This window comes from Chitinimonas koreensis, from assembly GCF_014353015.1.
Lineage (GTDB): Bacteria > Pseudomonadota > Gammaproteobacteria > Burkholderiales > Chitinimonadaceae > Chitinimonas > Chitinimonas koreensis.
Genome location: NZ_CP060704.1, coordinates 645001 through 665780, shown reverse-complemented (window position 1 = coordinate 665780; position 20780 = coordinate 645001). Strand labels below are relative to the sequence as shown.

Below are 20780 nucleotides of genomic sequence, written 5' to 3'. Positions count from 1 at the left end.
GGGGCTTTCATGTTGCAACGAGACCGGATCAAGCAGGCTCGGCCGCCGCTTCCTTGATGTCGAGCCGGATCTGGCCCTGCTCGTCGATGTCGATCTCCACTTCGCCGCCGCCGGCCAGCCGGCCGAACAGCAGCTCGTCGGCCAGCGCCTTGCGGATGGTGTCCTGGATCAGCCGCGACATCGGCCGCGCGCCCATCAGCGGATCGAAGCCCTTCTTGGCCAGGTGGTCCTTCAGCGCGACCGAGAAGTGGGCCTCCACCTTCTTCTCGTGCAGCTGGCTCTCGAGCTGCATCAGGAACTTGTCGACCACCTGCAGGATGATCTCCGGCGTCAGCGGGGCGAAGCTGATGGTCGCGTCGAGCCGGTTGCGGAACTCGGGCGTGAACATCCGCTTGATCTCGGCCAGCTCGTCGCCCACCGCCTTGTTGGAGGTGAAGCCGATGCTGGTCTTGTTGAGCGCCTCGGCCCCCGCATTGGTGGTCATGATGATGATCACGTTGCGGAAATCCGCCTTGCGGCCGTTGTTGTCGGTCAGCGTGCCATGGTCCATCACCTGCAGCAGCACGTTGAAGATGTCCGGATGCGCCTTCTCGATCTCGTCCAGCAGCAGCACCGCATACGGATGCTTGGTGATCGCCTCGGTCAAGAGACCGCCCTGGTCGAAGCCGACATAGCCCGGAGGCGCGCCGATCAGCCGGCTGACCGCGTGGCGTTCCATGTATTCGGACATGTCGAAGCGGATCAGTTCGATGCCCATGGTGTAGGCCAGCTGGCGCGCCACCTCGGTTTTGCCGACGCCGGTCGGGCCGGAGAACAGGAAGGAGCCGATCGGCTTCTGCGGGTTGCCCAGGCCGGCGCGCGCCATCTTGATGGCCGCCGCCAGCGCGTCGATCGCCTTGTCCTGGCCGAACACCACGTTCTTGAGGTCGCGGTCGAGCGTCTTGAGCGCGTTGCGGTCGTCGCTCGACACGTTCTTGGGCGGGATGCGGGCGATCTTGGCCACGATCTCCTCGACCTCGCCCTTGCCGATGGTCTTCTTCTGCCGCGACTTGGGCAGGATCTTCTGCGCCGCGCCGGCCTCGTCGATCACGTCGATCGCCTTGTCGGGCAGGTGGCGGTCGTTGATGTACTTGGCCGACAGCTCGGCCGCGGTCGACAGCGCCGCCGCCGTGTACTTGACGCCGTGGTGCTCCTCGAAGCGGCTCTTGAGGCCCTTGAGGATCTCCACCGTCTGCTCGACGGTCGGCTCGTTCACGTCGATCTTCTGGAAGCGGCGGCTCAGCGCGTTGTCCTTCTCGAAGATGCCGCGGAACTCGGTGTAGGTGGTCGCGCCGATGCACTTGAGCGAACCGTTGCTCAGCGCGGGCTTGAGCAGGTTGGACGCGTCGAGCGTGCCGCCCGAGGCCGCGCCGGCGCCGACCACGGTGTGAATCTCGTCGATGAACAGGATCGCGTTGCGGTCCTCGCCCAGCTGCTTGATCACCGCCTTGAGGCGCTGCTCGAAATCGCCGCGGTACTTGGTGCCGGCCAGCAGCGCGCCCATGTCGAGCGCGTAGACGGTGGCATCGGCCAGGATATCGGGCACCTCGCCCTCGACGATGCGCTTGGCCAGGCCCTCGGCGATCGCGGTCTTGCCCACGCCGGCCTCGCCGACCAGCAGCGGGTTGTTCTTGCGGCGGCGGCACAGCACCTGGATCACGCGCTCGATCTCGGATTCGCGGCCGATCAGCGGATCGATGCGGCCCTGGCTCGCGGCGACGTTCAGATTCTGGGTGAAGTTCTCGAGCGCGCCGTGGCTCTGCGACTCGGCCTCGCCCTCCTGCTCGCCCTCGTGCTTGGGCGCGGACTGGCCGCCGTTCTGCGGCGACACCTTGCTGATGCCGTGCGAGATGAAGTTGACCACGTCGAGCCGGGTGATGCCCTGCTGGTGCAGGAAGTACACCGCGTGCGAGTCCTTCTCGCCGAAGATCGCCACCAGCACGTTGGCGCCGGTCACTTCCTTCTTGCCGGACGACTGCACGTGCAGGATCGCGCGCTGGATCACGCGCTGGAAGCCGATGGTCGGCTGGGTCTCGACCTCGTCGGTACCGGCCACCAGCGGAGTGTGCTCGGTCACGAAATCGGTCAGTTCGCGGCGCAGCTGCTCGATCTTGGCGCCGCAGGCGCGCAGCACCTCGGCTGCGCTCTGGTTGTCCAGCATTGCGAGCAGCAGATGCTCCACCGTGATGTATTCATGGCGCTTCTGCCTCGCCTCCACGAAAGCCGTGTGCAGGCTGACTTCGAGTTCCTGGGCAATCATCAGTTCTCCTCCATGACACATTGCAGCGGGTGCTGATGCTGCCGTGAAAAATCCATGACCTGGGCGACCTTGGTCGCCGCGACGTCCTTGGCGTATACGCCGCAAACGCCCTTCCCTTCCGTATGAACTTTGAGCATCACGCGGGTCGCCCGTTCATGGTCCATCGCGAAAAACTGCTGCAGTACGACGATGACGAATTCCATCGGGGTGAAGTCGTCGTTGAGCAGCAGCACCTTGTACATCGGCGGCGGTTTGACTCGGGTCGTTGACTTGGCGAGCTCGACGCCGTCGTTGTGCTGAATGGCCATATCGGGAAAGTGAGAAGAGCAGTTGCTACCGTAAGCTAATTTTGGTCCGCCGGGCCAGCATTTCAAGTGATGTATTTCTCCTACAAGCCGCGCGGCCGCCGCCACGGCAGGCTTGACGCCGCCGACGCCGCAGGGGTACAAGGCCAGCGTTTGGATTCAAGTTGGTAGCTAGTACGGGCTGTCCGGCTGTACGCGGTTGCGTAGGTACCTGAAGTGCCAGTCTTGCGAGCCTTGAACCACAACAACATAGTCAGCGGCTCGCCGCTTTCATTTACACGCATCCGCAGTGAGGAAACAACAAGATGGCAACCGGTACCGTCAAATGGTTCAACGACGCCAAGGGCTTCGGCTTCATCACCCCCGACGACGGCGGTGAGGACCTGTTCGCCCACTTCTCGGCGATCAACATGGCTGGCTTCAAGACCCTGAAGGAAGGCCAGAAGGTCTCCTTCGAAGTGACCCAGGGTCCGAAGGGCAAGCAGGCTTCGAACATCCAGAACGCCTAAGCGTTCCGAGATTCGAAAAAAGAAACCCCGCCTCGGCGGGGTTTCTTTTTGCCCGTAACCGGCGCGGCGGCCCGACGAACGGGCCGCTTCACCAGGTTACATGCGGCGATTACATGCGCTCGATCATCGCGTCGCCGAAGGCCGAGCACGACACCTCGTTCGCACCTTCCATCAGGCGGGCGAAGTCGTAGGTGACCTGCTTGTCGGCGATCGCCTTCTCCATCGAGCTGATGATCAGGTCGGCCGCTTCGGTCCAGCCGAGGTGGCGCAGCATCATTTCGGCCGACAGGATCAGCGAGCCGGGGTTGACCTTGTCCTGGCCGGCGTACTTCGGTGCGGTGCCGTGGGTGGCTTCGAACATGGCCACCGAGTCGCTCAGGTTGGCGCCCGGGGCGATGCCGATGCCGCCGACCTGGGCGGCCAGCGCGTCGGAGATGTAGTCGCCGTTGAGGTTCAGCGTGGCCACCACGTCGTATTCGGCCGGACGCAGCAGGATCTGCTGCAGGAAGGCATCGGCGATCGCATCCTTGATGACGATGCCGTTGGGCAGCTTGAGCCACGGGCCGCCGTCGATCTCGACGCCGCCGAACTCGTTCTTGGCCAGCGCGTAGGCCCAGTCACGGAAGCCACCTTCGGTGAACTTCATGATGTTGCCCTTGTGGACGATGGTCACGCTCTTGCGGCCATTGTCGATCGCGTACTGGATCGCCTTGCGCACCAGGCGCTCGGTGCCGTCCTTGGAAACCGGCTTGATGCCGATGCCCGAGGTGGCCGGGAAGCGAATCTTCTTGACGCCCATCTCGTTCTGCAGGAAACCGATCACCTTCTTGGCGCCTTCGGATTCCGACGCCCACTCGATGCCGGCGTAGATGTCCTCGGTGTTCTCGCGGAAGATCACCATGTCGGTCAGGTCGGGCCGCTTCAGCGGCGAGGGCACGCCCTGGAAGTAGCGCACCGGGCGCAGGCAGACGTAGAGGTCCAGTTCCTGGCGCAGCGCGACGTTGAGCGAGCGGATGCCGCCACCGACCGGCGTGGTCATCGGCCCCTTGATCGACACCACGTAGTCCTTCAGCGCGGCCATCGTCTCTTCGGGCAGCCACACGTCGGAGCCGTACACCTTGGTCGACTTCTCGCCGGCGTAGATCTCCATCCAGTGGATCTGCTTCTGGCCGCCGTAGGCCTTGGCCACGGCTGCGTCGACGACCTTCTTCATCACCGGGGTGATGTCGATGCCGATGCCGTCGCCTTCGATGAACGGGATGATGGGCTGGTCGGGAATCGGCTGGCCGGGGATGATCTTCTGGCCGGAAGCCGGAACCGTGATGTGCGATTGAGTGCTCATGCCTGCTCCGTGAGTGTGCTTGGGGGTAGTGGGACATGGGCCGCGGATGGCGGCCGCTGGTTCGATTTTTGAAACGACGCCGCGGATGATTGGCGCAGTAAGCTTGTTATTATCGGGCAAAACCCCGTCCTACCGCCAGTTTGGCCGACGTTCGATGCCCGAGATCATCCTCTTCAACAAGCCCTACGGCGTGATCACGCAGTTCTCCGATCACCCGCTCCATCCCACGCTGTCGAACCACATCGACGCGCCCGGCTTTTACCCGGCCGGCCGGCTCGACACCGATTCGGAAGGGCTGCTGCTCCTGACCGACGACGGCCGCCTGCAGGCGCGCATCGCCGATCCTCAGCACAAGCTGCCCAAGACCTACTGGGTGCAGGTCGAGGGCCGGCCGTCGGAAGAGGCGCTGGCCGCGCTGCGGCGCGGCGTCGATCTCGGCGACTTCGTCACCCGGCCAGCCGAAGCCGCCTTGATCGACCCGCCCGAGATCTGGCCGCGCCAGCCGCCGATCCGGGTACGCAAGTTCATTCCCGACAGCTGGATCGCACTGACCATCCGCGAGGGCAAGAACCGCCAGGTGCGCCGCATGACGGCCAAGGTCGGCTGCCCGACGCTGCGGCTGATCCGGGTCAGCATCGGCGACTGGACGCTCGACGGCCTGGCCAGCGGCCAGTGGCGGCGCGAGACGGTCGATCCGGCGGCGCTGGCCGTCCCCCGCAACACCTTCCGCAAGAGGCCCTGATGCTGATTCCGACCGGACAACACCCGAAGGCCCTGGCCATCGCCCAGGCGCTGATCGAGGGTTTCGACCGCCACTACACGATCTTCCGCGAGGTCAGCCGGGCCGCCAAGGAGCGCTTCGAGGCCGCCGACTGGCACACCGTGCAGCGCGCCTCCAAGGAGCGGATCCGCTTCTACGACGAGCGCGTCGACGAGTGCGTGGCGCGGCTGCACGACGAATTCCACGCCGACTGGCTCGACGACGACATCTGGCAGCAGGCCAAGCTGCTGTTCATCGGCATGCTGGTCAACCACAAGCAGCCCGAGCTGGCCGAGACCTTCTTCAACTCGGTGTGCTGCAAGATCCTGCACCGTAACTACTTCCACAACGATTTCATCTTCGTGCGGCCGGCCGTCTCGACCGAGTACATCGAGTCCGATCCGCCGACCTACCGCAGCTACTACCCGCGCCTCGGCGGCTTCGTGCCCACGCTCAAGCGGGTGATCGGCGACTTCGGCTGGAAGATCGGCTTCGCCGACCTCGACCGCGACGTCGGCCACCTGGTCGCCGCGGTGCGCGAACACCTCGGCGGCAGCTGGCCCGAGCCCGAGGTGAATTTCCAGATCCAGGTGCTGTCGAGCGCCTTCTACCGCAACAAGGCCGCCTACATCATCGGCAAGGCGGTGAACGGCAGCCAGGAATTCCCCTTCGCCATCCCGGTGCTGCACGACGAGGCCGGCCGACTGCGGCTCGACACCATCCTGCTCGAGCCGGCGCGCATCGCCGTGCTGTTCTCGCTGAACCGCGCCTACTTCATGGTCGACATGGCCTCGCCCTCGGGCTACGTCGGCTTCCTGCGCTCGATGCTGCCGTTCAAGCCCAAGGCCGAGCTCTACACCATGCTGGGCCTCGCCAAGCAGGGCAAGACGGTGTTCTACCGCGACCTGATGCACCACCTGCGCCACTCGCGCGACGACTTCATGGTGGCGCCCGGCATCCGCGGCCTGGTGATGCTGGTGTTCACGCTGCCGTCCTTCCCCTACGTGTTCAAGCTGATCAAGGACGAGATCGCGCCGACCAAGGACGTGACCAAGGAGATCGTGCGCGACAAGTATCTGCTGGTGAAGCAGCACGACCGGGTCGGCCGCATGGCCGATACGCTGGAGTTCAGCAACGTGGCGCTGCCCAAGCAGCGCTTCACCGAGGAACTGCTGGACGAACTGCGCCGGCTGGCGCCGAGCCTGCTGGAGGAAGACGGCGACGAGGTGGTGATCCGCCACCTCTACATCGAGCGGCGGATGGAACCGCTGAACCTGTTCCTCAACCGCGCCACGCCCGAGCAGCTCGAACGCGCGGTGATCGACTACGGCAACGCCATCCGCGAGCTGGCGACCGCCAACATCTTCCCCGGCGACATGCTGTTCAAGAACTTCGGCATCACCCGCTACGGCCGCGTCGTGTTCTACGACTACGACGAGATCGAGTACATGACCGACTGCAATTTCCGCGAGATCCCCGAGGCGCCGACGCCCGAGATGGAGATGGCCAGCGAGCCGTGGTACCCGGTCGCGCGCAACGACGTGTTCCCCGAGGAATTCGCCCGCTTCCTGCTCGGCCCGACCGAGATCCGCCGGGTGTTCCTGCAGCATCACCGCGACCTGCTCGACGCGCGCTTCTGGCGCGCTCGGCAGGAGCGCATCCGCGGCGGCCACGTCGAGGATTTCTTCCCCTACCCGGCCGAACTGCGCTTCGCCGCCCGCTTCCCGGCGGCGAAGACCTGACCGTCTCCACGCCTCCCGGCGGCAGGAATGCGAACGGCCCGCTCGAAGCGGGCCGTTTTGCCGTCGCAAGGGCCGCTGGGCGGCTCCAGGCGGCCTCAGCGGCGTACCGGTGCGACGGTGGGTGCGGCCACCGCCGGCGCGGCGCCCTGGGCCCAGTAAAGGCCGCAGAAGATGATGGCCAGGCCGAGCACGTGATAGGCCGCCAGCTGTTCGCCGAGGAAGATGCCGGCGCCGACCGCGCCGAAGGCCGGGATCAGGTGCAGGAAGCCGGCCGCGCGGGTCGGGCCCATGGCGGACACGGCGCGCATATAGGCGATCAGCGCGAACACCGAGGGGAACAGGCCGAGGTAGAGCACGCTCAGGCCATTGGCCGCGCTGGCGGCCGGCAGGCCGACTTCCATCACTTCCCAGGCCAGGAAGGGCAGCAGCATGACCAGGCCGACGGCGATGGTCACCGCCAGCACGGCGAAGCGGTCGAGGCTGTCGCGGATGCCGCGCAGCATCAGCGTGTAGACCGACCAGCAAGCCAGGCCGCCGACCACCCAGGCGTCGCCGCCGTTGAAGTCGAGCGTCAGCAGGTGGCCGAGCTGGCCATGGCAGATGATCAGCAGCACGCCCATCAGCGAGCCGGCCACGCCGGCCCATTCGCGGCCGGCCAGCGGTTTGCGCCAGACGGCCCAGGCCAGCAGCATCACCATCAGCGGCACCAGCGCGTTGAACAGCACGGCATTGGTGGCGTTGGTGTGGTGCAGGCCGATGTAGATCAGGGTATTCGAGGCGGCGATGCCGTAGGCGCCGAGCCAGAGCAGGCGGCGGCGGGCGCGCCACAGCTGGGCGCGCTGGGCCATGATGCGCGGCCAGGCGATCGGCAGCAGCGCGAGCAGGGCGACCAGCCAGCGGCCGAAGGCCAGCGTCACGGGGGCGATCTCGGCGTGCATGGCACGCGCCAGGATGAAGTTGCCGGCCCAGCAGAGGGTGGCGAAGACGAGCAGGACGTAAGGCATTGCCGCGGCGGACGGCAACAGGCGACGGAACATGAAGCGACCTCGGGTAGAGGATTCAGGCGGCCCCGGCGCTTGTGGCGCCACGGGGAACATCGATCGACGCCGGCCCCGGTGAGGGCGCGGCGCGATACTGCGGCGCAGATGAAGGGCTCATCCACGCAAGGTCGCGAATTCTATAGGAATTCAGCCTGGCCGGCCGGTGAATTTGTGCACCGCAACAGTGCAGGAAAACCCTTGATTCCCCGCCGGACAGGCCGCGCAGCGACACCCTGCATGCAGCGTAATCGGAATGAGAACGGCAACGAGCTCATCGCCAACAGGCTCAATAACCCACTGACGAGCGCCAGCGAGGCCCCCTCGCGGCGGCGAGGGCGGGGTGTCGGATTCGATCAGGGTAAGGCGGGCGGTTCAGCCAGATCGGCCCTGGAGCGCCTGGCGGAGCCGGGCGCCTGCACGGCGCGCCGCGCAGGCGCGAAGCCCATTCGAGCCAGGCCCTACAGCCAGCGGCGGCGCCAGAAGAACAGCCCCATCACGCAGGCGATGGCGGCCATCAATCCGAGCGAGGCGAAATAGCCGTAGTGCCATTTCAGCTCGGGCATGTACTCGAAATTCATGCCGTAGACGCCAGCCACGAAGGTGAGCGGCATGAAGATGGTGGCGATCACCGTGAGGAAGCGCATCTCCCGGTTCAACCGGTTGCCCTGGTTGGACATGTAGAAGTCGGTCAGGCCGCCGACCAGGTCGCGCAGCATCTCCTGCGCCTCGATCAGGTGTACCGCGTGGTCGTAGACGTCGCGCAGGTAAAGCTGGGTCTCGGCGCCGAAATAGTCGGCATCGTCGCGCTGCAGGCCGTTCAGCACCTCGCGCAGCGGCCACAGCGCACGCCGCAGGTAGAGCATCTCGCGCCGGATCGCATGGACGCGGGTCAGGATCTCCGGATCGCTGCGCGCCATCACCATGTCCTCGAGCGCTTCGATGCGCTCGCCCAAGGCCTCCAGCACGCCGAAGTAGCGGTCGACGATCTTGTCCAGCAGCGCATAGACCAGGTAGTCGGCGCCGAGCTTGCGCACCTGGCCGGCGCCCTTGCGCAGCCGCTCGCGCAGTTCGGCGAAGGTGCCGGTCGGGTACTCCTGGAAAGTCAGCACCCAGCCGCGGCCGAGCACGATCGAGATCTGCTCGGTCACCAGGCAGTCGCCCGCCTCGTCGTAGCGCGCCAGCTTGGCCACGATGTAGAGGTAGTGCTCGTAGGTCTCGACCTTGGTGCGCTGGGAGGTATTGAGGATGTCCTCGAGCGTCAGCGGATGCAGCCGGAAGCGGCGGCCGACCTCGCGCAAGAGCTCGACGTCGCCCAGGCCGTGAACGTTGAGCCACATGATCGGGAAGGTCGGCTGGAAGCCCTCGCCCTGCGCCAGCGAGGTGAAGCGGGTTTCCTTCAGGTCGGCGTCGCCGGGGCCGTATTCGATCAGCGTGGCCAGCGTCTCGCCGGCGTACTCGAGCTGCCCGGGCGGTTTGCCGGCCTTGGTCGAGACGCCGGCCATGAGCCTGCGCTTGCGCGCCATGCGTTCAGCTCCAGTGCTGGAAGTTGGGCGACAGCGCCAGCAGCATGCCGGCCTCGCGCCAGGTTTCGGCCTCCTGCAGCAGCGCCATGTGGGTCAGCGGATTGTTCATCAGCCAGTCGTCCGGCACGCTGAGCGCGAAGCCGCCGCGCGCCGAGCTCAGCTTGATCGGCGGCAGTTCGCTGTCGATCCGGTTGCGGCAGCACAGCACCGCCAGCCGCAGCGACAGCACGCGGGCCCAGCGCTCGACGGTCAGGCCGGCGCTCAGCATCTTCTTGAGCCCGCCCTTGTGGCCGAGCACCAGCAGCGCCACGCGCGCCTGCTCGTGGCTGGAGAAGCCCGGCATGTCGGCGTGCTGCAGGATGTAGGCCGAGTGCTTGTGGTAGTTCGAGTGCGATACCGACAGGCCGATCTCGTGCAGCCGCGCGGCCCAGATCAGGAGGTTGAGGTCGAGCTCCGGATCGATGCCGAGGCTGATGGCCAGCTGGCGGAAGAAATGCTCGGCCAGCGTGGCCACGCGCGCCTGCTGGCCGAGGTCGACGTGGTAGCGGCGCTTGAACTGCGCCACCGTGACCTCGCGCAGGTCGCGCTGGTGCTGGCGGCCGATCAGGTCGTACAGCACGCCGTCGCGCAGCGCGCCGAGCGTGATGCTCATCTTCTCGATGCCGAGCTCGGCGAATACCGCGGCCATGATGGCGAAGCCGCCCGGCAGCACCGGCCGCCGGTCGGGCCGCAGGCCGGTGAGCTGGACGGTGTCGATGTGGCCGGCCTTGAGCATGATGTTGCGCAGCTTTTCGAGCCCGTCGCGGGTGATGCCGCCGCCCGACAGGTCGTTGAGCTCCATGATGTCGCTGAGCGAGCGCGCGGTGCCCGAGGTGCCGATGGCGACCTGCCAGTGCTCGTGGCCGAAGTCGTGGATGATGGCCTGCAGCTCGCTGCGCGCGGCCAGCTCGGCGTCGCGGAAACCCTGGCGGGTCAGCTTGCCGTCCGGGAAGTAGCGCAGGCTGTAGCTGACGCAGCCCATCAGCAGGCTTTCGGTCTTCAGCGGCTTGAACTGCTGGCCGACGATGAACTCGGTCGAGCCGCCGCCGATGTCGACCACCAGCCGTTTTTCCTTGCCGGCCGGCAGCGAATGGGCGGCGCCGAGATAGATCAGGCGCGCCTCTTCGCGGCCGGCGATCACCTCGATCGGGAAGCCGAGCGCCGCCTCGGCGCGCGGCAGGAAATCGGCCGCGTTGCGCGCCACCCGCAACGTATTGGTGGCCACCGCCCGCACCTGCTCGGCCGGCATGCCGCGCAGCCGCTCGCCGAAGCGCGCCAGGGCCGCCAGCGCACGCTGCTGGCCTTTCTCGTCCAGGTTGCCGTGCGCGTCGAGCGCGCCGGCGAAGCGGACCGTGTCCTTCAGCGCATCGAGCGGGTAGATCTGGTCGTCGACCACCCGGGCGACCTGCAGGCGGAAGCTGTTGGAGCCGAGATCGACGGCGGCGATGGTGTGCGGAGGGGTCATGAGTTCTGGTTCTTGTGGCCGGCGGGCGATGTGGGATTGTCGGAAGCGGTGCAGCAAAAGACAAGCCCCGCGCATGGGCACGGGGCTCGGGGACCGCGGAGGCGGGAGATCAGCCGGCCTGCTTCTCGATCTCTTCCACCGGGTTGTGGCGCACGTCGATGCCCTTGACCAGGTAGACCACGTACTCGGCGATGTTCTTGGCATGGTCGCCGACGCGTTCGATCGCCTTGGCGATCTCGATGATCTCGAGCGCCAGCGTGATGGTGCGCGGGTCTTCCATCATGTAGGTGATTAGCTGGCGCTGGATCGCCTTGAATTCCTCGTCGAGGCGCAGATCCTCGCGGGCGACCTGGCCGGCCACGGTCGGATCGAGCCGGGCGAAGCCGTCGAGCGCGGTGCGCAGCATGTTCAGCGCGATGCCCGACTGGTAGCCGAGGTCGGACATGCGCGGCACGTTGACGCGGCCGCCGGCGTAGATCAGCTTGGCGCGGTTGGCGATCTTGGCGGCCTTGTCGCCGATGCGCTCGAGGTCGTTCACCACCTTGATCACGGTCAGCACCATGCGCAGGTCGCTGGCGGCCGGCTGGCGGCGGGCGATGATGTGCATGCAGTCGTCGTCGATCTCGACGTGCAGCGCGTTCACCTGGTTCTCGGTTTGCAGTACCTTGGCGATCAGATCCACGTCGCCGCCTTCGAGCGCCTTCATCGCGTCGCGGAACTGCTCTTCGACCATCCCGGCCATGCCGAGGATCTTGCCGCGCACCGATTCGAGTTCGGTATCGAACTGCTTCGAAATATGTTCGGACATCGTTCCTATCCCTCGTCTTCACGTGGCCGAGCTCCGGCCACGTACCAAGCTTGGCATGGGCTCCCGCCCACGCCAAAAGAAATTTCCGTGACAGGCGGATCCGGGCCGCCTCCGGCCGCCCGGGACACGACCCTAGCGATAGGTCTCGACGCCGTGCTCGGTGCCCAGCAGCAGCACGTCGGCGCGGCGGCGCGCGAACAGGCCGTTGGTGACCACGCCGACGATCTGGTTGATCTCGCCCTCGAGCTTGCCCGGCTCGACGATGCTCATGCCGTGCACGTCGAGGATCACGTTGCCGTTGTCGGTCAGCACGCCTTCGCGGTAGACCGGCCGGCCGCCCAGCTGCACCAGTTCGCGCGCGACGTGGCTGCGCGCCATCGGGATCACCTCGACCGGCAGCGGGAAGCGGCCGAGCGTCTCGACCCGCTTGGTGTAGTCGGCGATGCAGACGAACTGTTCGGCCACCGCCGCGACGATCTTCTCGCGCGTCAGCGCGGCGCCGCCGCCCTTGATGGCGTGCAGGTAGTGGTTGATCTCGTCGGCGCCGTCGACGTAGACCGGCAGCCGGTCGATCGCATTGAGGTCGTAGACCGGGATGCCGTGCGACTTGAGCCGCGCGGCGGATGCCTCGGAGCTGGCGACGGCGCCGTCGATGCGTCCCTTGATCTCGGCCAGCGCGTCGATGAAATGGTTGGCGGTGGAACCGGTACCGACCCCCACGATGCAGTTGTCGGGAACGTAGGCAATGGCGGCGCGGGCGGCGGCGCGCTTCATCTCGTCGAGGGTCATGGCAATCTCCGTGCGAACCTGCGGTAACTGGACAAAGGCGCCATGGTACCGAATCAGCGCCAGTCTTTCAGACCATAGCGCGCCAGCAGCGTGCGCAACCGGCCGTCACGGCGCATGGCGGCCACGCCGTCCGACAACTGCCGCGCATAGTCGGCCGATTTCGGATCCTTCGGCGAAAAGGCGATGTAGAGCGTATCGGCGCGCGCGGCGCAGCCGGCCTGGCGCGGCCGCTGCGAACCGGGCAGCCGCAGCGTCCAGTCGAGCACCGGCTCGTATTCGACCAGCGCGGTGATGCGTTCGGCGCGCAGCTTGTCGAGATTGAGCCGCAGCGCGTCCTCGCCGGCCACCGGGTCGAGCCGGGCGCCGCTCTGCTTGAGCGCGGCCTCGACTTCGTCGCCGTAGTTGTAGGCATGCACCGTGCCGATGCGCTGGCCGACCAGGCTGGCTATGCCGTCGTAGCTCCAGCTGGCGCCGGCCTTGGTGTAGAAGCAGACCCGCGCCTCGCCCTGCGGCTCGGCCGGGAAGAACCAGCTGGCGCGCTTGGGCAGCCGCAGCACACCGACGAAGCCGCTGGCCTGGCCGCTGGCGACCGACTGCTCGGCGCGAGCGAACGGCTGCACCTCGTAGTCGACCTTGTGGCCCAGCGGCTCGAACACCGCGCGCGCCAGCTCGATCATGTAGCCGGGCCGGTCGCTGTCGGGCTGGCAGGCGAACGGGCACCACGGGTCGGTCACCAGCTTGAGCGTGTCGGCCCGGCCAGGCACGGCGGCGAGACACACGAGCAGCAGGACGGACTGCAGGCGGCGCATGGCTCAGTGCGTCCCCAACTGGCGCACGAAAGTCTCGATGCCGGCCAGCAGCATCTCGATCGCGATAGCGGTCAGGATCAGGCCCATCAGGCGCTCGAACGCCATGGTGACCTGCTCGCCGAGGAAGTTGGCGATCTTCTCGGCGAAGCCGAGCACCACGGCCGAGACCAGCATGGCCACCGTCAGCGCGCCGATCCACTCCCACATGCGGTGCGGCTCGCGGCTGACCAGCAGCAGCACCGTCGCGATGGCCGACGGGCCGGCGATGAAGGGAATCGCCAGCGGCACCAGGAAGGGCTCGCCCTTGACTTGGTGGGCGAAGGCGCCTTCAGGGTGCGGGAAGATCATCTTCAGCGCGATCAGGAACAGGATCACGCCGCCGGCGATGCCGAGCGAGGTCTCGGTCAGGTGCATCACCTCGAGCACCTTGCTGCCGAAGAACAGGAAGAACAGCAGGATGGCGAAGGCGAGGAAGACCTCGCGGATGATGATGCGCCGCCGCCGCGCCGGATCGACCTGACGCAACAGGCCGATGAACAGCGGGATGTTGCCGAGCGGATCGGTGACCAGGATCAGGAGGACGGTGGCGGAGATGAAGGATGAGGATTCCATGGCATCCAGCATAGTTCGAAATGGCGAACCCCGCGGGCAACGAAGCGACGCGGGGGCTCGGGAGGCGACGAGACGGCTTAGAGCGCGGCGACGATCTTGATCTCGACACGATACTCGGGCGAGGCCAGCCGCGATTCCACCGTGGCACGCGCCGGCGTGTTGCCCTGCGGCACCCAGGCGGACCAGGCTTCGTTCATCGCGTCGTAGTCGTTGATGTCGGCCAGCCAGATCTGGGCGGTCAGGATCTTGGTCTTGTCGCTGCCGACTTCGCCGAGCAGGCGGTCGATCATGCCGAGGATCTCGACCGTCTGTTCCTTGGCGCCCTGCTTGAGGCTGGCTTCGGCGACCTGGCCGGCCAGGTAGACGGTGTTGTTGTGGACGACGATCTCGGACAGGCGCGGGCCGACGTGGTAACGCTGAATGGACATACGGTTTCCTCAAAGACAAAGGGCGGCCGTGCGGCCGCCCGACCAGGCAAAGCGCGATTATGCCAGCGCGACGCCGCGCAGACGCAGCGAAAACTCGCGCAGCGATTCGATGCCGCTGGTTTCGGCGCGCGCGCACCAGTCCTGCAGCTGCTTGAGCAGCTGTTCCTTGGACGACGACGAACGCTCCCACAGCGAGGTCAGTTCCTGGCGCATGCGGTAGACGGTCTCGAGCACCTTGGATTCGGCCAGCAGCGCATCGAGGCGCACCTGCTCGTGCTGCGGCGTGTCCTTGCGATCCTGCTTGAGCCAGCGCTTCATCGCGCGGGTCGGGTTGACCTGGACGTGCGGCAGATGCGGCGCGCGGGCACGCAGACCGTCGATCTCGGCCGCCACCGTGGCCTTGAACTGGCGCGCATAGGCGGCGGCGATCTCGTAGCGGTTGGCGATGATGGCCTGCAGCGTGTCGAAGTCGACCTGCGGCTTGGGCGATACCGCGCGCACGGTCGGCGCGACGCGGCGCACCTTGGCCAGGCTCAGCGTTTCGAGCGTGCGGATGTAGAACCAGCCGATGTCGAATTCCCACCACTTGTTGGACAGCTTGGCCGAGGTGCCGAAGGTGTGGTGATTGTTGTGCAGCTCTTCGCCGCCGATCAGGATGCCCCACGGCACGATGTTGCGCGACGCGTCCTCGTTCTCGAAATTGCGGTAGCCCCAGAAGTGGCCGATGCCGTTGATGATGCCGGCCGCGGTGACCGGGATCCAGATCATCTGCACCGCCCACATCCAGATGCCGTTGGCACCGAACAGCAGCAGGTCGATGATGGCCATCAGGGTCACGCCCCACACGCTGTGCTTGGTGTAGAGGTTGCGTTCGATCCAGTCGTCCGGCGTGCCGTGGCCGAACTTCTCCAGCGTCTCGGCGTTCTTCGACTCGGCGCGGTACAGCTCCGAGCCTTCGAGCAGCACCTTCTTGATGCCGAGCACCTGCGGGCTGTGCGGATCTTCGGCGGTCTCGCACTTGGCGTGGTGCTTGCGGTGGATCGCCGCCCACTCCTTGGTCACCATGCCGGTGGTCAGCCACAGCCAGAAGCGGAAGAAGTGACTCGGGATCGGGTGCAGGTCCAGCGCGCGGTGCGCTTGGTGGCGGTGCAGGAAGATCGTCACCGAGGCGATGGTGATGTGGGTGAGCACCAGCGCGACGACGATATAACCCCACCAGGGCAGATCGATCAGGCCGTTGAGCCAGGAGAGCATGTAAAAGTCCTTGAGAAAAGGAAAACGAACGGGCGCGATTCTACGGCAAATCAATCACCTAGCGCGCGCTCGAAGTTTGATTACCGTCAAGCGGCGGTCGATCGGCCGGAGAGACGATTCGAAGATCGCGCTGGGGGTAGGGAATTTCAATCCCGTGCGCTTCGAATGCCTTCCATATTTTCAGATTGAGGCTCGAGGTAAGGCCCAAGGTTCCTTCGCTGGCATCGGCGATCCAGAAGGCCAGCTCCAGGTCGATGCCGCTTTCGCCGAAACCCTTCACGAAGGCGCGCGCAGGCGGCTCGGCCAGGATGCGCGGCTCGCCCTCGGTGGCCGCCACCAGGAGCGCCATCGCCTGCTCGAGGTCGGTGCCGTAGGCCACCTGCACCGGCATCGGGATGCGGAACAGCGTGTCCGAGTGCGACAGGTTCAGCACCGTCGACGTGATCAAGGCCTCGTTCGGAATGATCGCCTCGCCGCCGTCGCCCATCTTGAGCACCACGTAGCGCGCAGTGATGCGGGTGATCAGGCCTCGCCGATTGTCGATGCTGACCAGGTCGCCGATGCGGATCGAACCGTCGAGCAGGATGATGAAGCCCGATACGTAGTTACTGGCGATCTTCTGGAGGCCGAAGCCGAGGCCGACACCGAGCGCGCCGCCGAATACCGACAGCACGGTCAGGTCGATCCCGACCAGCGGCAGTGCGACCATCACGCCGAGCACCACCAGCACCGTCCGCACGATCTTGGTGATCACGACCCGCAGGCTCAGGTCCAGCGTCTTGGCCGCCATCACGCGCTGCTCGAACAGGCGGCCCAGCCACATCGCCAGGAGCAGCGTGACCATCACCGACAACAGGCCGTTGATGACCGTCAGCACCGAGACGCGCTGCTTGCCCAGGTTGAAGGCGAGGCCGTCGAGCAGGGCCTGCAGCTCGGGCAGCACGCCGGTGATGTGCAGCGCGAACAGCAGCCAGATCAGCAGGGCGACCGGCAGGAGCGCGCGCTTCACCCATTCGGACTGGATGAACACCTCCTGCAGCAGGTAGACCACCGTGCGCGCCAGGACCATGGCCGACAGCAGGCTGGCCGCAAGCCGCAGCAGGGCGATGTTGTGCCCGGTCCGCCACAGCACCGTGGCCACTTCGACCGATAGCCAGAACATCAGCGGGAACAGCACCCGGGCGATGCCTTCGGAACTGAAGCGCCAATGCGTGCTGCCGGCCTCGCGCAATTTGGGCCGCAGGGCGCGGCTGAGCAGCCAGGCCAGGATGCCGCAGCCCAGGAGGACCGCGATCTGCATCAGCAGCGCGGGCTGGGTCGGCCCCAGTTGCTGGAATTCGTCGAGGAAGTCGTAGAGCGGCGTCGGCCGCATGCTGGCAGTCATCGCGCCTTACTCCGACGCGCGAATCTTGCGCAGGGTCGCCGTGGTCGAGGTGTCGAACAGGAAGGGGATCGAATGGACCTGGCCGCCGCGAGCCAATACTTCGGTGCTGCCGACGATCTTGTCGATACTCCAGTCGCCGCCCTTGACCAGCACGTCCGGCTGGATCGCCATGATCAGTTCATACGGCGTGTCGGCATCGAACCAGGTCACCAGATCGACCGCCGACAAGGCCGCCATCACGGCGGCGCGATGCGTGAGCGGATTGATCGGCCTGTCGTCGCCCTTGCCCTGGCGCCGCACCGAGTCGTCGGTATTGAGCGCGACCACCATCGCCGCGCCGAGCGCACGCGCCTGGGCCAGATAGGTGACGTGGCCGCGGTGCAGGATGTCGAAGCAGCCGTTGGTGAACACCAGCGGGCGCGGCAGGGCGGCGATACGTTCGGCCAGCTCGGCCGGCGGACAGATCTTGGATTCGAAGTCGGGCAGGGAATAGGAGGGCATGCGCAATTTTCAGCTCGGCGCCAGCCCTTCTCCGCTGCGCGCAGCCAGTTGCCGCTGCAGTTCCTTGCGATAGAGATTGAGCTGACTGACGGTTTCGAAGGTACGGTCGAACAGGCTCGACAGGTTGCGCAGGATACCGCCAACGACACGCGCTTCCCAGTCCCGATCGAAGTGGATCTGGTGATCGAGCCAGCGCTCGAGCCAGCTCGGATCCGGCAGCCGGCTCTGGATGGTGTCGTTGGGGAACAGGCCCTGGTTCACGTGCAGATTGGTCGGATGCAGCGGCTTGCCCGATTTCCCGCTCGAGGCCATCAGGATGCCGATCTTGGCGAAGGCCAGCTTGGCCTCGTCGCCGACTTTCTCCACCGCGCGCCGCATGTACTTGAGATAGGCGCCACCGTGGCGCGCCTCGTCCTGCGACAGGGTCTTGTAGATGTGCTTGATCACCGGCTCGGTATGCCATTCCGAGGCGCGGCGGTACCACTGGGTCAGTCGCACTTCGCCGCAGAAATGCAGCATCAGCGTCTCGAGCACCGGCGCGGGATCGAACTCGAAGCGCACAGCGTGCAGCTCTTGCTCGGTCGGCGCCAGATCGGGACGGAAGCGGCGCAGGTATTCCATCAGCACCAGGGCGTGCTTCTGCTCTTCGTAGAACCAGACCGACATGAAGGCCGAGAAGTCACTGTCGTCGCGGTTGTCGCGCAGGAACATCTCGGTGGCCGGCAGCGCCGACCATTCGGTGATCGCGTTGAGCTTGATGGTCTGCGCTTGCTCGTCGCTCAACTGCTCGGCGGCGAAGGCATGCCAGGGAATATCGTCCTGCATGCTCCAGCGAGCCTTCTCCAGCGATGCAAACAACTCGGGATACAGCATGGCGCACTCCTCGGCTTGGGGTGAACAGAGCATACCCGAAAGGCTTGAGCGTCCATCCCGGCCACCTCACGCAACACAAATATTTCATGTGCCGGAAACAAACGACCGCACGGCACGTGTAGTTCGAATACGTGCACCGTTTAAGGTTCAAAAAGAAAAAAGCCCTGCACGATTTGTACAGGGCTTTCTTTTAACTTTACAAAGTATGCCGGAACCCGCGTTGAACAGATTCCAATCGGCAGCAACGCATATCTCAAAGCGTGAGCCGCAAAGCTACAAAGCAAAACGCCCCGAACATCAGTTCGGGGCGTTCTAGAGGGAGCCTGGCGATGACCTACTTTCACACGGGTATACCGCACTATCATCGGCGCGACGTCGTTTCACGGTCCTGTTCGAGATGGGAAGGCGTGGGTCCAACGTGCTATGGTCGCCAAGCATTAACTTGGGAGCCCGATCAACTCTCTGATCAGCACTCATATTCGTTCGGCCGGTATCTCACCAGCCTCACATGGAAGAAGTAACTCTTTAGGTTGACCGACTCGACCTCGCAAACCCTGCCCTCTCAGGCATCTTGGGTTATAGGATCAAGCCTCACGGGCAATTAGTATCGGTTAGCTTAACGCATTACTGCGCTTCCACACCCGACCTATCAACGTCCTGGTCTCGAACGACCCTTCAGGGGATCAAGTCCCCAGGGAAGTCTCATCTTAAGGCAAGTTTCGCGCTTAGATGCTTTCAGCGCTTATCTCTTCCGAACTTAGCTACCCGGCGATACGACTGGCGTCATAACCGGTACACCAGAGGTTCGTCCACTCCGGTCCTCTCGTACTAGGAGCAGCCCCCTTCAAACTTCCAACGCCCACTGCAGATAGGGACCAAACTGTCTCACGACGTTTTAAACCCAGCTCACGTACCACTTTAAATGGCGAACAGCCATACCCTTGGGACCGGCTACAGCCCCAGGATGTGATGAGCCGACATCGAGGTGCCAAACTCCCCGTCGATGTGAACTCTTGGGAGGAATCAGCCTGTTATCCCCGGCGTACCTTTTATCCGTTGAGCGATGGCCCTTCCATACAGAACCACCGGATCACTATGTCCTGCTTTCGCACCTGCTCGACTTGTCAGTCTCGCAGTCAAGCATCCTTATGCCATTGCACTATCAGTACGATTTCCGACCGTACCTAGGATACCTTCGAGCTCCTCCGTTACACTTTGGGAGGAGACCGCCCCAGTCAAACTGCCTACCATGCACGGTCCCCGATCCGGATGACGGACCTAGGTTAGAACCTCAAACACACCAGGCTGGTATTTCAACGTCGGCTCCACGAGAACTAGCGTCCCCGCTTCAAAGCCTCCCAGCTATCCTACACAAGTCTGTTCAAAGTCCAATGCAAAGCTACAGTAAAGGTGCACGGGGTCTTTCCGTCTAGCAGCGGGGAGATTGCATCTTCACAAACATTTCAACTTCGCTGAGTCTCGGGTGGAGACAGTGTGGCCATCGTTACGCCATTCGTGCGGGTCGGAACTTACCCGACAAGGAATTTCGCTACCTTAGGACCGTTATAGTTACGGCCGCCGTTTACTGGGGCTTCGATCAAGAGCTTGCACCCCATCACTTAACCTTCCAGCACCGGGCAGGCGTCACACCCTATACGTCCACTTTCGTGTTAGCAGAGTGCTGTGTTTTTAATAAACAGTCGCAGCCACCTTTTCACTGCAACCCCATCGGCCTTCGCCTGTACAGGCTACAACCTACCGGGGCACACCTTCTCCCGAAGTTACGGTGTCAATTTGCCGAGTTCCTTCACCCGAGTTCTCTCAAGCGCCTTAGAATTCTCATCCTACCCACCTGTGTCGGTTTGCGGTACGGTCAATCTGTAACTGAAGCTTAGCGGCTTTTCCTGGAAGCAGAGCATCAACCACTTCGTCTGCAAGCAGACTCGTCATCACGCCTCAGCTTAGTCTCGCGGATTTGCCTACGAGACACGCCTACACGCTTAAACCGGGACTTCCAACACCCGGCTGGCCTAGCTTTCTCCGTCCCCACATCGCATTACAGATTGGTACGGGAATATTAACCCGTTTCCCATCGACTACGCATTTCTGCCTCGCCTTAGGGGCCGACTCACCCTGCGCCGATGAACGTTGCGCAGGAAACCTTGGGTTTTCGGCGACAGGGACTTTCACCCTGTTTATCGCTACTCATGTCAGCATTCGCACTTCCGATACCTCCAGCAGACTTCACAATCCACCTTCGCAGGCCTACGGAACGCTCCTCTACCATATGCCTTACGG

General features: G+C 64.7%; 18 protein-coding genes and 2 rRNA genes (1 of these 20 running past the window's edge). 3 read left to right on the top strand and 17 right to left on the bottom strand.

The window, feature by feature from the left end:
* Nucleotides 1–28: 28 nt before the first annotated feature.
* On the bottom strand, nucleotides 29–2299 hold the full coding sequence (gene clpA / locus H9L41_RS02850) for an ATP-dependent Clp protease ATP-binding subunit ClpA (protein WP_028445564.1): 2271 nt from the start codon (nucleotides 2297–2299) through the stop codon (nucleotides 29–31).
* Nucleotides 2299–2607: an ATP-dependent Clp protease adapter ClpS gene (gene clpS, locus H9L41_RS02845; protein WP_028445563.1), complete on the bottom strand. Its 309-nt coding sequence runs from the start codon at nucleotides 2605–2607 to the stop codon at nucleotides 2299–2301. Before clpS ends, clpA begins: the two co-directional genes overlap by 1 nt.
* A gap of 302 nt (nucleotides 2608–2909) precedes the next feature.
* Between clpS and H9L41_RS02840 the strand changes: the two genes are divergently transcribed.
* A complete protein-coding gene (locus H9L41_RS02840) occupies nucleotides 2910–3113 on the top strand; it encodes a cold-shock protein (RefSeq protein WP_028445562.1) in 204 nt (67 codons plus the stop codon).
* Between the two features lie 109 nt (nucleotides 3114–3222).
* Here the strand turns inward: H9L41_RS02840 and icd are convergent, their stop codons facing one another.
* Nucleotides 3223–4455 (bottom strand): NADP-dependent isocitrate dehydrogenase, encoded by a 1233-nt coding sequence (icd, locus tag H9L41_RS02835; RefSeq protein ID WP_028445561.1) that lies wholly within the window; start codon nucleotides 4453–4455, stop codon nucleotides 3223–3225.
* Nucleotides 4456–4609: 154 nt separating this feature from the next.
* Here icd and H9L41_RS02830 point away from each other — a divergent pair, with 154 nt between their 5' ends.
* A complete protein-coding gene (locus H9L41_RS02830; RefSeq protein ID WP_051318870.1) occupies nucleotides 4610–5197 on the top strand; it encodes a pseudouridine synthase in 588 nt (195 codons plus the stop codon).
* Nucleotides 5197–6957, top strand: a complete 1761-nt coding sequence (gene aceK / locus H9L41_RS02825; protein ID WP_028445560.1) for a bifunctional isocitrate dehydrogenase kinase/phosphatase — start codon at nucleotides 5197–5199, stop codon at nucleotides 6955–6957. The genes H9L41_RS02830 and aceK overlap by 1 nt, the downstream gene beginning before the upstream one ends.
* A gap of 95 nt (nucleotides 6958–7052) precedes the next feature.
* Here the strand turns inward: aceK and H9L41_RS02820 are convergent, their stop codons facing one another.
* The 14 genes from H9L41_RS02820 to H9L41_RS02755 form a co-directional block, all read right to left on the bottom strand.
* A complete protein-coding gene (locus H9L41_RS02820) occupies nucleotides 7053–7994 on the bottom strand; it encodes a DMT family transporter (RefSeq protein WP_051318869.1) in 942 nt (313 codons plus the stop codon).
* Nucleotides 7995–8455: 461 nt separating this feature from the next.
* A complete protein-coding gene (gene corA, locus H9L41_RS02815) occupies nucleotides 8456–9520 on the bottom strand; it encodes a magnesium/cobalt transporter CorA (protein WP_028445559.1) in 1065 nt (354 codons plus the stop codon).
* A 4-nt stretch (nucleotides 9521–9524) separates the two neighbouring features.
* Complete coding sequence (gene ppx / locus H9L41_RS02810) at nucleotides 9525–11024, bottom strand: exopolyphosphatase (RefSeq protein WP_028445558.1); 1500 nt, start codon at nucleotides 11022–11024, stop codon at nucleotides 9525–9527.
* Between the two features lie 109 nt (nucleotides 11025–11133).
* Nucleotides 11134–11832 (bottom strand): phosphate signaling complex protein PhoU, encoded by a 699-nt coding sequence (gene phoU / locus H9L41_RS02805; protein ID WP_028445557.1) that lies wholly within the window; start codon nucleotides 11830–11832, stop codon nucleotides 11134–11136.
* A 132-nt stretch (nucleotides 11833–11964) separates the two neighbouring features.
* Complete coding sequence (gene rpiA / locus H9L41_RS02800) at nucleotides 11965–12621, bottom strand: ribose-5-phosphate isomerase RpiA (RefSeq protein WP_028445556.1); 657 nt, start codon at nucleotides 12619–12621, stop codon at nucleotides 11965–11967.
* 53 nt (nucleotides 12622–12674) lie between these two features.
* Nucleotides 12675–13430, bottom strand: coding sequence for a substrate-binding periplasmic protein (locus H9L41_RS02795; RefSeq protein WP_028445555.1), 756 nt, complete (start codon nucleotides 13428–13430; stop codon nucleotides 12675–12677).
* Nucleotides 13431–13433: 3 nt separating this feature from the next.
* Nucleotides 13434–14042 carry a MarC family protein gene (locus tag H9L41_RS02790; RefSeq protein ID WP_028445554.1) on the bottom strand — a complete coding sequence of 203 codons (609 nt, stop codon included), beginning with the start codon at nucleotides 14040–14042 and terminating at the stop codon, nucleotides 13434–13436.
* 77 nt (nucleotides 14043–14119) lie between these two features.
* Entirely contained in the window at nucleotides 14120–14470 is a 351-nt protein-coding gene (locus tag H9L41_RS02785) for a RidA family protein (RefSeq protein WP_028445553.1), read from the bottom strand.
* Nucleotides 14471–14527: 57 nt separating this feature from the next.
* On the bottom strand, nucleotides 14528–15724 hold the full coding sequence (locus tag H9L41_RS02780; protein ID WP_028445552.1) for a DesA family fatty acid desaturase: 1197 nt from the start codon (nucleotides 15722–15724) through the stop codon (nucleotides 14528–14530).
* A 58-nt stretch (nucleotides 15725–15782) separates the two neighbouring features.
* Nucleotides 15783–17108: a mechanosensitive ion channel family protein gene (locus tag H9L41_RS02775; RefSeq protein WP_051318868.1), complete on the bottom strand. Its 1326-nt coding sequence runs from the start codon at nucleotides 17106–17108 to the stop codon at nucleotides 15783–15785.
* Nucleotides 17109–17114: 6 nt separating this feature from the next.
* On the bottom strand, nucleotides 17115–17609 hold the full coding sequence (rfaE2, locus tag H9L41_RS02770) for a D-glycero-beta-D-manno-heptose 1-phosphate adenylyltransferase (protein WP_028445551.1): 495 nt from the start codon (nucleotides 17607–17609) through the stop codon (nucleotides 17115–17117).
* 9 nt (nucleotides 17610–17618) lie between these two features.
* Nucleotides 17619–18482: a ferritin family protein gene (locus tag H9L41_RS02765; RefSeq protein WP_028445550.1), complete on the bottom strand. Its 864-nt coding sequence runs from the start codon at nucleotides 18480–18482 to the stop codon at nucleotides 17619–17621.
* A gap of 321 nt (nucleotides 18483–18803) precedes the next feature.
* Nucleotides 18804–18917: ribosomal RNA gene (gene rrf / locus H9L41_RS02760) — 5S ribosomal RNA — on the bottom strand.
* A 145-nt stretch (nucleotides 18918–19062) separates the two neighbouring features.
* Nucleotides 19063–20780, bottom strand: a 23S ribosomal RNA gene (locus H9L41_RS02755) (it continues 1161 nt past the right edge of the window).

Coding starts and splice junctions, on each gene's coding strand:
- H9L41_RS02840 (WP_028445562.1), top strand. CDS start 2,910: ATGGCAACCGGTACCGTCAAATGGTTCAACGACGCCAAGGGCTTCGGC.
- H9L41_RS02830 (WP_051318870.1), top strand. CDS start 4,610: ATGCCCGAGATCATCCTCTTCAACAAGCCCTACGGCGTGATCACGCAG.
- rpiA (WP_028445556.1), bottom strand. CDS start 12,621: ATGACCCTCGACGAGATGAAGCGCGCCGCCGCCCGCGCCGCCATTGCC.
- clpS (WP_028445563.1), bottom strand. CDS start 2,607: ATGGCCATTCAGCACAACGACGGCGTCGAGCTCGCCAAGTCAACGACC.
- H9L41_RS02790 (WP_028445554.1), bottom strand. CDS start 14,042: ATGGAATCCTCATCCTTCATCTCCGCCACCGTCCTCCTGATCCTGGTC.
- H9L41_RS02765 (WP_028445550.1), bottom strand. CDS start 18,482: ATGCTGTATCCCGAGTTGTTTGCATCGCTGGAGAAGGCTCGCTGGAGC.
- H9L41_RS02785 (WP_028445553.1), bottom strand. CDS start 14,470: ATGTCCATTCAGCGTTACCACGTCGGCCCGCGCCTGTCCGAGATCGTC.
- ppx (WP_028445558.1), bottom strand. CDS start 11,024: ATGACCCCTCCGCACACCATCGCCGCCGTCGATCTCGGCTCCAACAGC.
- aceK (WP_028445560.1), top strand. CDS start 5,197: ATGCTGATTCCGACCGGACAACACCCGAAGGCCCTGGCCATCGCCCAG.
- H9L41_RS02780 (WP_028445552.1), bottom strand. CDS start 15,724: ATGCTCTCCTGGCTCAACGGCCTGATCGATCTGCCCTGGTGGGGTTAT.
- H9L41_RS02820 (WP_051318869.1), bottom strand. CDS start 7,994: ATGTTCCGTCGCCTGTTGCCGTCCGCCGCGGCAATGCCTTACGTCCTG.
- icd (WP_028445561.1), bottom strand. CDS start 4,455: ATGAGCACTCAATCGCACATCACGGTTCCGGCTTCCGGCCAGAAGATC.
- H9L41_RS02795 (WP_028445555.1), bottom strand. CDS start 13,430: ATGCGCCGCCTGCAGTCCGTCCTGCTGCTCGTGTGTCTCGCCGCCGTG.
- clpA (WP_028445564.1), bottom strand. CDS start 2,299: ATGATTGCCCAGGAACTCGAAGTCAGCCTGCACACGGCTTTCGTGGAG.
- phoU (WP_028445557.1), bottom strand. CDS start 11,832: ATGTCCGAACATATTTCGAAGCAGTTCGATACCGAACTCGAATCGGTG.
- rfaE2 (WP_028445551.1), bottom strand. CDS start 17,609: ATGCCCTCCTATTCCCTGCCCGACTTCGAATCCAAGATCTGTCCGCCG.
- corA (WP_028445559.1), bottom strand. CDS start 9,520: ATGGCGCGCAAGCGCAGGCTCATGGCCGGCGTCTCGACCAAGGCCGGC.
- H9L41_RS02775 (WP_051318868.1), bottom strand. CDS start 17,108: ATGACTGCCAGCATGCGGCCGACGCCGCTCTACGACTTCCTCGACGAA.